Genomic DNA, 12,706 nt, shown 5'->3' with positions numbered 1-12,706 from the left:
TGACCGGCGCGACAGCGAAACGCAACAACCTGACGGCTCGGTGACGGCCGCGGATGCCGCGAACACAGCGGATGCCGCGACCGCCCACCGCAATGAACCGGCGATGCCTACGCGGCCGCGACCTGCCGCTCGGCTCTCGCGAGGTTCGCGACGAGCTCGTCGCGGGTCTGCGGCACGACATACGCCGGCTGGTCGCGCTCGATGCGCCAGCTCTCGGAGAGCGGGCCGGCGTTGACCGTGTCGAACCCGATCTGCTCATAGAGGTCGGCGACGAACTTTGCGGCATCGTCGAAGTCGCTCGCCGTCGCCAGCGCACGTCGCTCGGGCGACCCTGCGGGTGCGCCGTCGGTCGTGATCTCGGCCGACCTGATCTGGTTGAAGCCCTTGGCCACCCGGCTCGTGGGCAGGTGCTTCTGCAGCATCCCCGAGACGGTGTCGCGGCCCTCGTCGAGGGCGGGCACGTGGCCGTCGCGCTCCCAGTAGTAGTTGTTCGTGTCGATCACGATCTTGCCGGCGAGCGGTTCGACGGGAATCGATGCATAGGCCTTGAAGGGCACCGTCACGACGGCGACATCCGCCGCGGTCGCGGCATCCGTCGCCGTTGCGGCGCGCGCCTTCGGACCGAGCTCCGCAACGAGGTCTGCGAGCGTCTCGGGCCCACGCGAGTTGGCGATGACCACCTCGTATCCCGCCCCGATCGCCGCGCGCGCGACCTGGCTGCCGATGTTTCCTGCTCCGATGATTCCAATGGTCGTCATGGTGAAGCGAACCGTGCGCGGGCGTTCGTTGTTCCCGATCGCTTCACGGGATCCTGCGCCACAGAGCGGGCATGTGCGCGTTCGCCGCCCGCGGCATCCGCGCCGCGCCGTGCTCACCGCGCGAGAACGGCGGCCTCAGCCAAGAGTGACGACCGGGACTCCCAGCGCGGCGGCAGCATCGGCGAGCCGCGTATCGAACGTCGCGAGCGGATGCCCCGACTCGCGCGCCGCGTCGAGCACGCAGCAGTCGGGGAGTTTCAGCCCCGAGGCGACCCTCAACTGTGCGAGCCGCGGGGCGCTACCGGAAGGTGGCGCCGACTCGCCGATGCCGAGCGATGCGAGCGCGCGCATCGCGTCGTCGCCGCGCCCCATGCGCATCGGCCCGACGAGGATCTCGGTGAGTGTCAGCGCGTGCACGATGAATTCGACGTCGGAATGCTCACGGAAGAAGGCCGTCGCACGCTCGTGATGAGCGTCGGCCCCGGCCAGGTGTGCAATCACGACACTCGCGTCGAGCACGATCACTCGCGCCAATCCTCTCGCAGGCGCTCGAGATAGCCGGGCTCGTAGGCCTCTTCGAGCATGCCGGCCGTCGCCTCGATGGCCGCCATGCGGCGCGCCCGCTCTTCAATGGCACTGCGCTCGAGTGCGTCGGCTCCGGCGCGCAGCAGTCGCACGACCCGCTCGGCGCGAGTCGCATCTGGCCAGGTCGCCTCGGCGATCTTCAGCGCGCGTTCGACCTCAGACGTCTCAGTCACCTGAAACCGCGGTCGCAGTGTGGGCATGCGGCAAGTGTACCACCGGCGAGGCCGGTGGTACACCTGCTTTGCCGGCGGCGATCGCCGAACGCGGCGTGCCGAGCGTCGAGCGCGCACATGCGGTGCTTCAGCGTGAGCGGCGGCGCCGCGACTCGGTCACGATGAGGGCGTTCGAGGGCGCGCGCCCCGTCATTCGAGGCGGTGCGGCGCGGGTGGACGACCAGGTCTGTCGCCTTCACACAGACCCTCGACTTCGTCATCGAAGACCCCGTCGACCTCGGCGCCGCGCACGGCGTGACCTCGTACCCGATCGCCGGCCTCAGCCCGAACGAGCCGCCCGAGCGCAAGCGCACGACCGCGGTCACCGTGTTCGACACGATCTCGAACGGCACCTACAGGGTGAGCTGCACGCTGTCGCGGGATCCTTAGGTGGTTGCCTTCCTGCCTCAACGAACCGGAGGCGGACTCAGCCTGCCTCCTCGACCCCGAGCATCCGGTCGAACCGTACGGTCACGTCGATGCCGTGCCGTCTGGCAAGCGCCACTCGGAGCAGGCGGCCGTTCACATGCGATGACCATCGTGCGGCCTGCTCGATCGTGGCAGGCTCCATCTCGACCGCCCAGTGCAACTCGTACGTCTTCTGGCTGAAGACGAGCAGCACCGCAACGTCGAAGTCGAACGATCGGAAAACCGAGAACACCGAACTCGGACTGGTCGTCGGCGCCAAGGTGCGCGCCTTTACCTGCACCCGGCGGCCCTCAGCGTCGATGAGGTCGTACGAGCGCACCGAGTTCGCGGCGAGCTCGCCACCGTAGACCTGCTGGGTAAGGTACTCCGCATAGTCGCCGAGCGGGGCGTTCGACGTTCGCACGATCCCCCGTGCGCGAAGCTCCGCGAGGATTTCGGCATACTGGCCGAGCAGATCGGGCACAGATGCCCCGTGCAGCGGTTGCTCCTCGCTGGACTCGGCACCAGCGCCGAACCGATCTCGAACGCCGGCGGCTTGATCTTCGGTCAGTCGCCATCGGGTGGTCTCGCCGTCAAGCAGCCCATAGGTCGCCCGCAGGTAGTCGCGGATCCGCTTCTGCGGCACATCGAGCTCGCGCGAGAGGTCGGCGGGGGTCAGTCCGGCGTCGCACGGTTCACTGCTGTCATTCATGGCCCCGTTCACCCCGGCTCCTCGTTGAGAACCCATGCTTTCTGCAGCGGAATCGCCCGACGGGTGTCTTCAGAGAGCTGCTCGTAGACGGACAAGAATTGATCAAGAAACTCATCGGCGTCCCAGACCCGGATCTTGAAGCGATCTGTGCGCATCTCGCGCCGAGCGTCCTTGGTAATACCACCCCAAGCTACGAGGAGACCTTGGTCTGAGCCGTGAGAAGCAATCGCGCCATGCAGCCCCCGCACAACCGGAGCCACGATCTGTCCCGCCTCCGACTTGACCTCGACGATCAGCTTTGGACTCTCGAGACCCAGTGGTCCCGATCCTGCGAGGATGTCCACCCCATGATCGGGCCCGGGTGGTGACACTTCGCAATTGAACCCGTGGGCGGCGAGGACCTCTGCCACGAGCTGCGTGAATCGGTGGCCCTTGTAGTTCTCGGACACGAATGAGCGAATTCGATCTCTGATCGTCTCAAGTGTTGGCGGCGCAACGGGGTCGACGAACTCAAGTTCTTCATCGGCAGGGCCGACCGAACGAGCGAAGGCAGCAGGGCCGACCGAGCCGGGATCTGCGCCCGTCTCGAGGACTACCTTGAACCGTTCAGCCGCGTTGTTTCGGCTTGCTCGGAAGATGGTCATGATCGCCCCGAGCGTGAACAACAGGTCGTCCTTGATGGCGGACCGAGGGACGTCATCCCGCCGCCAATCTACTGAGACGGTGTGCTTGAGCGGTGCGTCTGCCTGATACTCATAGCCCTTAGTGCAGACGCCGATCGCGATCGCCTTCTTTGACTTGAGCGGAAGGATGATGATGTCACCCGGCCGGACATTTCGAAGTGCCCAGAGTTGGCCCGTGTGGTTGGCAACCAACCCGGTACTCGCATTCGGCATCGCGCCTTGGAGCATTGTGCGGACGCCTTCTCGAGTGGTAGCACTCGAAAGATCACCCACGTCGTCCCACCCACCACCGGCAGCGCCGTTCTCAAGGCACCATTGCTCGCGCTCACCATGTCGACCTGCGCGTATCACCCAAACGGTCATCTCGTTCCTTCCCTCCAGCGACACCGTAGCGACAACGGGTGTCAGAGAGGCCACTCATCCGTGTATCGCGGTGCCATCGACTCCATCTGGTCCATGACGAGCTCTAGGCCTTCGGGCTGCTTGCCCGGCGGATATCCCTGAGGACGAGTAACCGCTCGATCGACGATCGAAGCTTCGACTTCGCGTCGGCGGGCGGACGTGGTGCGTTCTCACCACCGCGATACGTCGAGAACAGGCGATTGGTCACGCTGCGGCCTCCTTGTCGACGAGCTCGAGCGAGGGCAGCCCACGCACGATCTCAACCGTGCGCACGCTCACCGCGGTGACGCGGCCGATGAGGTCGAGGATGTACCGCGGCTCGCCGTGCTCGTCGCCCCACGCGTTCGGGTCGTTCACGATGCCCGAGGCCTTGTCGGTCTTCACCTGGTAGCGCTCGAGCACCCAGTCGAGCGCGCTGCGCGAGCCGAGCAGGTACTCCTGCGCCTCGGCGGGGATGCCGCGCACGGTCACCTGCGGGTTCACCACGACGGTGGTCTTGTCGACCTGCTTGCCGGTCTTCGCGTAGCGCATCTTCTCGACGCGAACGGATGCCCCGGGCGCGGCGTCGATCGCGAGCGGATACGGTTCCACCTGCTCGTAGTCGCGGTGCAGCGCCGCGAGTTCGGCGCCCGCCGTGGTGAACTCCCGGAACGCGGCGACCTTCGGGATGCGTGGCAGCATCTTCTTCAGGTCGGCCGCGTACGCGTCGCGGTACTCGGGGCTATGCAGCAGGCCGTAGAGGTAGTGGAAGATGTCGTCCTTCGTGACGTCGCCGCCGAAGGTCGCCCGGTAGTCGGCGAGGATCTCGTCGGTCACGTTGTCGAGGCGCCGGTACCCGCTGCCGTCGTCGTCGAGCGTGGCAAGCAGGTCATCGGATGCCACGGGCTCGAAGCTGTACCGGGGGAAGAACTGGCCGCTGCCGGAGCCCCAGAATGCAAGGTCTGGGATGCCACCGACTACGAGCAGCGAGAACGGATGCCCCGCGCCGGGCGCCGTAAGGTAGAACCCCCAGTTCTCCGTCTCCGCCGTCGGGAACAGCCGGTCGAGCTGGTACACCATGTCGTTCAATGTCGCGTCGAAGTACACGTGCTCGCGCGTGAATGGCCGGTAGGTTCCGACGAAACGGCGCTCGGCATCGAACGAGAGCTTCTTCCGACGTGCGAGGCGCGTCTGGTCCGCACGATTCCAGCTGATTCGCCGCGGGTCGTTGTCGCGCGTGAAGGCGTCGCCCTCACGCTGTGCCCGGTCGACCTCGGAGTTATAGAAGTCGACCATGCGCCGCACGTTGCGGTCGAGTTCGTCGCGCGAGAAGTTGTTGACCCAGTAGTCGCGGTTGGTCTTCAGCCCGGCCGAGAACGTCGTCAGGAACCGCGGCTCGCGCGCCTGCGCCTTGTCTTTCGAGGCGAGCAGCGTGAACTCGGCGAAGTTGTCGGAGCGCTGGTTGATCCAGTCGCCGTGCGCGTTCGGGGTGAGCTCGGTCCACTCGACGCCGCCGACCTCGGCCGCTTCGGCGAGGAGGTTGAGCTTCTGCTCTCGGCTGAGGTAGTCGCCGATGTCGCGGTAGAACAGCTGCCCGTGCCGGGCGGCGCGCGGGTTCTTCACGAGCAGCGAGATCGCCACGGTGTTGCGGCTGCCGCTGCCGAACACCTTGCCGCCCTCGCGACGCGACTGCTCCCCCGCGGTGCGCTGGTTGCCCCGCAGGTTGAACACGTACAGCGACGAGAACTCCTCGACCAGCGACATCCGCAGCCCGTCGGCGGTGTTGCCGTCGATGAAGCCGCCGTTCGAGACGAACGCGACCACACCCTCGTCGCCGATGCGGTCGCTCGCCCACCGGATCGAGCGGATGTACGCGTCGTACAGACTGTTCTTGTTCTGCGCACTCGACCGCGCCGCGTACGTCTGCTCGATGCGGCGGTCGAGGGTGGGGTACTTCAGGTTCTGGTTGTCGTCGTTGCCGCTCGACTGGCCCACCGAGTACGGCGGGTTGCCGATGATCACGCGGATGTCGCGGGCCTTCTGCGCGACCACCCGCTCGTTGTTCTCGGGGAACACACCGGCGCCGTCGAGTTCGTCGTCATCCTCCCGCATCTGGAAGGTATCGGTGAGCACGATGCCGGGGAACGGGGTGTATTCGGGTGACGGCCCGCCCGCGGCATCCGCCACCAGCGCGTGGAAGGTCTCCTCGATGTTCACCGCCGCGACGTAGTAGGCGAGCAGCACGATCTCGTTCGCGTGCAGCTCGCTCGCGTACTTGCGGGCGAGGTCTTCGGGGCGGATGAGCGCGGACTGTAGCAGCCGCACCACGAACGTGCCGGTGCCAGTGAACGGGTCGAGCACGTGCACGCCCTCGCTCGACAGCGACGAGTCGAACTCCTGCCGCAGCAACGTGTCGACGGAGCGGATGATGAAGTCCACGATCTCGTTCGGGGTGTACACGATGCCGAGCCGGTCGCTCGTGCCCGCGAACGCCGTGCGGAAGAACTTCTCGTACAGCTCCTTCACGATCGTCTGCTTCGCCTCGGCCGACTCGATGCCGCTAGCCCGGACCCGCACCGACTCGTAGAAGCGCTCGAGCTGCTCGGCCTCACGCTCGAGGTCGGCGCCCGACAGCGCGTCAAGCATCTGCTGCATGACCTGCGCCACCGGGTTGTGCTCGGTGAAGCGGTAGCTGTCGAACAGGGCCTCGAACACCGGTCGGGTGATCAGGTGCTGGGCGAGCATCTCGATCGCGTCCCGCTCGCCGATCGCCGGGTTGAGGTTGTCTTGCAGGCCCTTCACGAACACGAGGAACTGGGCGCGAAGCGCGGCATCCGACCCCGACACCATCGTGCGGATGCGGGTGATCTGCGCGGTCGCAATGCCGGCGACATCTTTCGCCCAGGTCTCCCAGTACTTGCGGGTGCCGACCTTCTCGACGATCTTCGCGAGGATCGCGTCGTGGTAGCGCTCGAGGGTGAGCGTCCAGTCGATGTCGAGCTCGGGGTCGCCCGTGTTGTCGCCGTTCTGGTCGCGCTCGTCGCCGGTGCCGCCCTTGCCGATCACACCGACCTGCACGCGCGACTCCTCGCGGCGGGTGAGGTCGAGCTTGTTCACCTCGGCATCGAAGCGCTCGTCGTGGGCGCGCCGCGCCTGCAGCACCTGCCACACCACGCGGTACTTCTCGTTGTCGTCGAGCGCGGTCGCGGCATCCATCTCGGCGGGCACACCGATCGGCAGAATGACGTAGCCGTAGTTCTTGCCCTCGAGCTTGCGCATCACCCGGCCGACCGACTGCACCACGTCGACCTGCGAGTTACGGGGGTTCAGGAACATCACCGCGTCGAGCGCGGGCACGTCGACGCCCTCGGAGAGGCAGCGGGCATTGGTGAGGATGCGCGCGGTGCCCGGCTCGGTCTCCGCCTTTAGCCAGTCGAGCTTCTCGTTGCGGCGCAGGATGTTGAAGGTGCCGTCGACATGCTCGACTTCGCAGCGCAGGTACTGAGCGGATGCCGCGGCGGCAGCGTCGCTCGCATCGTGCTCGTCTTCGAGCGCCTCGATCTCGGCCTCGACGACGCGCTCGAACATCGCGGCGATCTTCTGCGATTCCTTGATGTTCGCGGCGAACGCGACCGCGCGACGCATGGGATCGGGGTCGTGCGCGAACGCCTCGGGCAGCAAGGAGCGCTTCGACAGGCCGTTCCAACAGCCGACGATCTTCGCGGCATCCTCGAGGCGTAGTTCGTTGTGCTCGTCGGACAACAGCCGTTGGAAGCGGCCCGACACGTGCGCTTCGTTCACCGCGAGCACGAGCACCTTGTAGTCGGTGAGCAGCCCCTTCGACACCGCGTCGCCGAAGCCGAGGCGGTGGAACTCGGGGCCGTAAAGAGGCTCGTCGTTCATGTCGGCGAGCACGGCGTTCTTTTCGTCGGCCTTCGCTGCCGCGGCATCCGAGAAGATGCGCGGAGTGGCCGTCATATAGAGGCGTTTGCGGCCCGCGAGATAGCGCTGATCGTGCACCTTGACGAACGCTGACTCGTCGTCGCCGGCGACCGTGACGCCCGTGGTGCGGTGCGCCTCGTCGCAGACGATGAGGTCGAACTCGGGCACTCCCAACGCCTGTGCGTCGGCAGCGACGCCGATGGACTGGTACGTGGCGAAGACCACGACGATGCCGTCGGCGTGCTTCGGGATCTTCGCGAACTGGGCGGCGAGCCGATCGGCCTTCGTGGTCGCGGGGTATGCCAGGTCGATGACGGTGAGGTCTTCGCTCTGGTTCGCGCCTGCGTTGCCGCCCTTCGCGCCCTTCGCGCCTGCCTTGCGCTTGCCGACCGAGACATCCGAACAGACCGCGAACGCGCGGATCGGCACCTCGCTCTCGGCCTTCCACTCCTTGAGCGACTGCGAGAGCAGCGCGATCGACGGCACCAGGAACAGCGCGGTGCCGCCGTTCGGCACGATTCGCTCGGCGAGTTTCAGGCTGGTGAAGGTCTTGCCGGTGCCGCACGCCATGATGAGCTTGCCGCGGTCGTGGGTGGCGAAGCCCTGTTCGACCGCTGCGATCGCCTCGAGCTGGTGCGGGCGCGGTTGCTTCTTCGCCTTCAGCGAGAGCCCGGTCTCGGGGATCTCGATGGTGATGTGTGCACCCCAGTCGATCGGGCTCTGATCGAGGTCTTGCACGCGGATGCGGGTAATGCCGAGGTCTTCGGCGTGGGCCTCGGCGGCCTGGTTCCACTTGTCGGTTGTGGAGATGAACATGCGGCTGGCGAACTCGCCGGTTTTCGCTGACGCGCTCACGAAGCCGTCGAGATGCGGCTTCGTGAGGTACGTGCCCTCGTCGTAGAACTTGCACTGAATCGCGGTGAGTTCGCCGGTGAGCGCGTCGCGGGCGACCAGGTCGATGCCTTCGTCTTTGCGACCGTTGCGGCCGGGGTAGTCGCTCCACATCCAGACGTCGGAGTAGGTGTCGGCGTACGTCGGGTCGGTGGTGAGGTACGAGCGCATCAGCCACTCGAACCGGGTGCCCTGATCGCGCTTGTCGATCGCCGAATCGCGAATGTGGTCGAGGACGTCACGGATACCGACGGGCACAGGTGCTCCCTTTGAACGAGGCGGATTCATGACGAATCTAGCGGAGGGGCTGCCCTCGATCAGCACGGCCCCAGATCGGGGGTATTCCGCCCGCGACGCTGGGGGTGCTGCCCTGGAGCGTCGGCTGCTGCTGCCAGAATCGGCTTTCAGCTGAAACAGCACAGCGTGAGGGAGCAGCATGACCGAGCCGGGGTTCGCCGTGATCGACTTCGAGACCACGGGGTTCTCCCCGGCAAAGCATGACCGCATCGTCGAGATCGGCGTGGTGCACGTCAACCCCGAGGGTCGAATCACCGGAAGGTGGGAGACACTCGTCAACCCCGGCCGCGATCTCGGCGCACAGCACGTACACGGCATCCGCGCGACCGACGTGCTCGATGCGCCGACGTTCGCCGAGGTGGCGGGCCATCTCGTCGAACTGCTTCGCGGCCGAGTGATCGTGGCACACAACGCCCGCTTCGATATCGGGTTCCTGATCGCCGAGCTCGAGCGAGCGGGGTACGACGGCGTCGAGGGCGCCGAAGCCCTCTGCACGATGCTGCTTGCGCGTGAGTTCCTTCCCGGAGCCGGGCGGTCTCTCGCCGACTGCTGCGACGCCTGCGGCATCCGACTCGAAGGCGCGCACCGGGCGCTCGTCGATGCGGTCGCCACCGCTGAACTGCTGGGCATCTTCATCGACTCGGGCGATCGCCACACTTGGGACCGCGCGATTGTCTCTGCGCTCGACGCCGTTTGGCCGCCGTTCCCGAGCAGGGCGCCGATCGACTCGGTGTGGCGTCCACGCGGTGCACTCGCGGAGCCGCAGCCCAAGGACTTCCTTGCGCGGCTGCGCGACCGGATGCCCGAACTCGCCGGGCCCGACGAGCACCAGATCTACCTCGCCCTGCTCGACCGGTGCCTGCTCGACCGGCACCTCTCAGAGCACGAGACCCGCGAACTCGTTCGCACCGCCGACGACCTCGGCATCGGCCGCGCAACGGCCGAGCGCCTCCACCGCGACTACTTCGACTCGCTGGTCGGCGTGGCATGGGCCGACGGCGTGCTCACCACCGACGAGATCGCCGACCTCGCACAGGTCGCGAAGGTGCTCTCGCTCCCCGTCGAGACCGTTGCCGCGGCACTCACGCAGCCGCCCGCGCCGGTCGCTCCCGCCGTCGTGGTCACAAGCGCCCACGTACGGCTCGAGTCCGGCGCCCACATCGTGCTCACCGGCGAGATGGAACGCTCCCGCGAACACTGGCACGCCCTGCTCGAGGCAAACGGCTACGTGCCGAAGCCGGCGATCACGAAGCGTGTTGCGCTGCTCGCCGCAGCCGACCCGGACTCGCTGTCGGGCAAAGCCCGCAAGGCGCGCGACTACGGGATCCCCATCGTCGGCGAAGCGTGGTTGCGCGAGTTTCTCGAGGCGTAGGCAGGGATCACCAAGATGATTCGCCTGAACGATTACCTCGATTTGACCACTGAGGACGCACGCGGCCAGTGGCGTGCTGTGCTGGCACGGGGGCCTTCTATCGGGCGGAATCAGGTCGACTATCTCCCGATCGAGACACTGATTTGCTTCGGCCTTGGTCTCGTGACGCCTCCCTCGCGAAGCGGAACGGTGAACCTTCGCGCCAGCTCTCCCACCGTGCAGTTGTTCGCCCACCTGTTCCGTCGCACGCCGAAGAGCCTTGCCGCGAAACTTGCAAATCTCGACGGCCGCCGTCCTCACTCCGCCCGCTACGAAAAAGAACTCTGGGTACACCTCACGAGCCGAGACAACTCGTACCTCGGGCTCTACACCACGATCCTTGCGGCTGCGCGAGAAATCGGACTCGGCAAGTCTGATGTCCCTGACTTCCTCGGCGTTGGGAGTGCGCAGTTCCAGGTGGTCTTGGATGCGGTCGATATCAACGACGACGAACTGTCAGCGAGCGTGGCGGAATGGGCTGACGACACGAGCACCAACCTCGACCCGCTCACCGAACGAGCAATGGTTGGCACCGCCCGGGTTGGACAACAACAGTTCGCGCGGCGGGTCCTCGAGAATTCGGACTACGCATGCGCTTTCTGCGGCCTGAGCGCGAGGAAGCACGGTATCCCGCCTTCACGCCTCCTCATCGCCTCGCACATCAAGCCCTGGAGCGAGAGCACGAACAGCGAACGCCTGGACACCAGGAACGGCCTGGCAGCTTGTCCTACCCACGACGCGGCGTTCGAGAGCCACCTCATTGCGGTCGATCGGTCTGGCCGAATCATCCGTTCGGAGGCGGTTCAGCGAGCCGTGACATCCGATCCAGCGTGGGATCGTGCATTCGGCCTGGGAACACTGGCGTCGTCGCTCCAACTCACTGACGGCGGGCGCCTACCGCGGCCCGCGTTTGTCGACTGGCACTGGGCGCATCGCCCTTTGGAAGTCGAACTCGCGTATTCGTAGCGCCTGGAGCAGGTGCGCTCCGCCGATATGGTCGACCAATGCGACTGTGATCGACGGCCGAACGCGGGCAGCGATCAGTCCGGGTGGACAACCCGTGTAGAGACCTCGTGGAAACAGATGGAGATAGAACTCGGATGGATCCAGAAGCAGCGACCCCGTGGCTTGCCACCATCGCGACTCTGCTAGTTGCACTCTTCACGGGGTGGGTCGGGGTTACCACGAAGCGATCTGAGCATCGGCTCATGCTGGAGCGAGATGCATTGCGTGCCGGATGACGAACGACGACGCGAGGAACAACGACGCAGGGACGTGGTTGCGCCGGTTCTCGAGCCGCTCCTGTATGCGACATCGGAACTCCAGAGCCGCGTGCACAATCTCGTGGCCGGTGGACTTGCCGAGGCGCTCGATCACGGCAGTGAGTGGGACCGACGCGCTATCACGGAGTACACCTGCTTCGTGTTCGCGCAATACTTCGGCTGGGTGGAAGCTCTTCGAAGGAGCGTCCTCCTCCGCGAAACGACTGCCGAGGCGTCCGCGAGTCGTCTTTCCCTCGGCGATGTCCCCAACGACGGGCAGCTCACGATCACCCTTATCACCCGCGAGATCAACGATGCCCTTCGCGTAAACTCCACGAGCCGAGACTTCATGCTCTACAGCGGCGAACAGCATGCCATCGGAGCTGCGATGTTCCGATGGGAGGACCTCGGCGATCGCCGCGCACCATCCGTTGCCCGCTTCGACGAATTCACCGAACGCTATCGAGCCGGAGGCTCCTTCCGGGAGTGGTTCGCCGGCATCGAGACAGGCCTCGAAATGCTGCGGAACTCGAGTTCGACAGCACGGCTCTGCCAGGTCCAGGGCCTCCTGGTGCTACTCATGGACCAACTTGATCCCGGACATCTGGTGTTCAAGAAGCGCGAGACACTGATCCCCCGGGCCGAGCTCCACGCGCTGTTCGACACTCCCCGGACGCCGGCAGTCGTGTCCAACGTCCCTATCCTCAACTAAGTCACGGACTCTTCACGCGTCTCACCCATTTGGCCCCGAGGTACGTCGGTTCCGTGGTACCTGACGGGTAGTAGGAGAACCACCCCTCACCGATGAAGACGTGGTCGCCCGGTTGCACCGGTACCACCTCGGTCGTACGCCAATCGTCGATGCTGCCAACCATGTCGGCCAACTCGAGCCGAAGCACACTCGAGCGCCTTTTCTGCCGCACCGCAAGGACGACATACCTCGTCCACTTGAACTGCGCCACAGTCATCGGACGACCAGAATTGCCAGCGTCGCCCGTCGGGCTGTAGGGGCGACTCGGTTTCCAATTGCGCCCGGACGGGTCCTTCGCGGCGCGACTTCCGTTGGATCGTGCGTCCGTACAGGGGTGTTTCGGCCATGGCCAACCATGACTGTCGAAGTAGACCCGACCACCAAACTCGTCGGCATAGAAGTACACCGAGGCT

The 12,706-nt window shown here is 65.9% G+C and carries 10 protein-coding genes and 1 pseudogene; 4 read left to right on the top strand and 7 right to left on the bottom strand.

Annotated elements, in window-relative coordinates; all coding sequences use genetic code 11:
- Window positions 1–107: 107 nt before the first annotated feature.
- Genes ACFWN7_RS07875 through ACFWN7_RS07865 form a run of 3 tightly spaced genes read right to left on the bottom strand, consistent with a single transcriptional unit; the run spans window position 108 to window position 1,543 of the window.
- Entirely contained in the window at window positions 108–875 is a 768-nt protein-coding gene (locus tag ACFWN7_RS07875) for an NADPH-dependent F420 reductase (RefSeq protein WP_376938224.1), read from the bottom strand.
- Between the two features lie 18 nt (window positions 876–893).
- Window positions 894–1,283 carry a type II toxin-antitoxin system VapC family toxin gene (locus ACFWN7_RS07870; RefSeq protein ID WP_376938223.1) on the bottom strand — a complete coding sequence of 130 codons (390 nt, stop codon included), beginning with the start codon at window positions 1,281–1,283 and terminating at the stop codon, window positions 894–896.
- Complete coding sequence (locus ACFWN7_RS07865; protein WP_376938222.1) at window positions 1,280–1,543, bottom strand: hypothetical protein; 264 nt, start codon at window positions 1,541–1,543, stop codon at window positions 1,280–1,282. Before ACFWN7_RS07865 ends, ACFWN7_RS07870 begins: the two co-directional genes overlap by 4 nt.
- Before the next feature lie 174 nt (window positions 1,544–1,717).
- Between ACFWN7_RS07865 and ACFWN7_RS07860 the strand changes: the two genes are divergently transcribed.
- Complete coding sequence (locus ACFWN7_RS07860; protein ID WP_376938221.1) at window positions 1,718–1,945, top strand: hypothetical protein; 228 nt, start codon at window positions 1,718–1,720, stop codon at window positions 1,943–1,945.
- Window positions 1,946–1,982: 37 nt separating this feature from the next.
- On the opposite strand, the gene ACFWN7_RS07855 is transcribed toward ACFWN7_RS07860, so the two are convergent.
- The 4 genes and pseudogenes from ACFWN7_RS07855 to ACFWN7_RS07840 form a co-directional block, all read right to left on the bottom strand.
- On the bottom strand, window positions 1,983–2,675 hold the full coding sequence (locus ACFWN7_RS07855) for a hypothetical protein (RefSeq protein ID WP_376938220.1): 693 nt from the start codon (window positions 2,673–2,675) through the stop codon (window positions 1,983–1,985).
- Window positions 2,676–2,683: 8 nt separating this feature from the next.
- Entirely contained in the window at window positions 2,684–3,721 is a 1,038-nt protein-coding gene (locus ACFWN7_RS07850; protein ID WP_376938218.1) for a restriction endonuclease, read from the bottom strand.
- Between the two features lie 41 nt (window positions 3,722–3,762).
- Window positions 3,763–3,908, bottom strand: a pseudogene (locus ACFWN7_RS07845) (type I restriction enzyme endonuclease domain-containing protein); the annotation flags it as partial.
- Between the two features lie 56 nt (window positions 3,909–3,964).
- Window positions 3,965–8,830 carry a DEAD/DEAH box helicase gene (locus tag ACFWN7_RS07840; RefSeq protein WP_376938217.1) on the bottom strand — a complete coding sequence of 1,622 codons (4,866 nt, stop codon included), beginning with the start codon at window positions 8,828–8,830 and terminating at the stop codon, window positions 3,965–3,967.
- A 178-nt stretch (window positions 8,831–9,008) separates the two neighbouring features.
- On the opposite strand from ACFWN7_RS07840, the gene ACFWN7_RS07835 reads away from it, so the two are divergent.
- From ACFWN7_RS07835 to ACFWN7_RS07825, 3 genes are all read left to right on the top strand, one after another.
- The gene (locus ACFWN7_RS07835) at window positions 9,009–10,241 is read left to right on the top strand and encodes an exonuclease domain-containing protein (protein ID WP_376938216.1); all 1,233 of its coding nucleotides are present in this window, start codon (window positions 9,009–9,011) and stop codon (window positions 10,239–10,241) included.
- Window positions 10,242–10,256: 15 nt separating this feature from the next.
- Window positions 10,257–11,246, top strand: a complete 990-nt coding sequence (locus tag ACFWN7_RS07830) for an HNH endonuclease (protein WP_376938215.1) — start codon at window positions 10,257–10,259, stop codon at window positions 11,244–11,246.
- Window positions 11,247–11,510: 264 nt separating this feature from the next.
- Window positions 11,511–12,254 (top strand): hypothetical protein, encoded by a 744-nt coding sequence (locus ACFWN7_RS07825; protein WP_376938214.1) that lies wholly within the window; start codon window positions 11,511–11,513, stop codon window positions 12,252–12,254.
- The last annotated feature ends 452 nt before the right edge of the window (window positions 12,255–12,706 follow it).

The sequence above is a fragment of the Agromyces sp. NPDC058484 genome, assembly GCF_042720415.1.
Classification (GTDB): domain Bacteria; phylum Actinomycetota; class Actinomycetes; order Actinomycetales; family Microbacteriaceae; genus Agromyces.
Note: the sequence above shows the minus strand (reverse complement) of the source record. Positions and strands in the feature narration are given on the sequence as shown.

Bases quoted from the DNA above. Each gene is read 5' to 3' on its own strand.
- ACFWN7_RS07865 (WP_376938222.1), bottom strand. From the start codon at position 1,543: ATGCCCACACTGCGACCGCGGTTTCAGGTGACTGAGACGTCTGAGGTC.
- ACFWN7_RS07835 (WP_376938216.1), top strand. From the start codon at position 9,009: ATGACCGAGCCGGGGTTCGCCGTGATCGACTTCGAGACCACGGGGTTC.
- ACFWN7_RS07830 (WP_376938215.1), top strand. From the start codon at position 10,257: ATGATTCGCCTGAACGATTACCTCGATTTGACCACTGAGGACGCACGC.
- ACFWN7_RS07855 (WP_376938220.1), bottom strand. From the start codon at position 2,675: ATGAATGACAGCAGTGAACCGTGCGACGCCGGACTGACCCCCGCCGAC.
- ACFWN7_RS07850 (WP_376938218.1), bottom strand. From the start codon at position 3,721: ATGACCGTTTGGGTGATACGCGCAGGTCGACATGGTGAGCGCGAGCAA.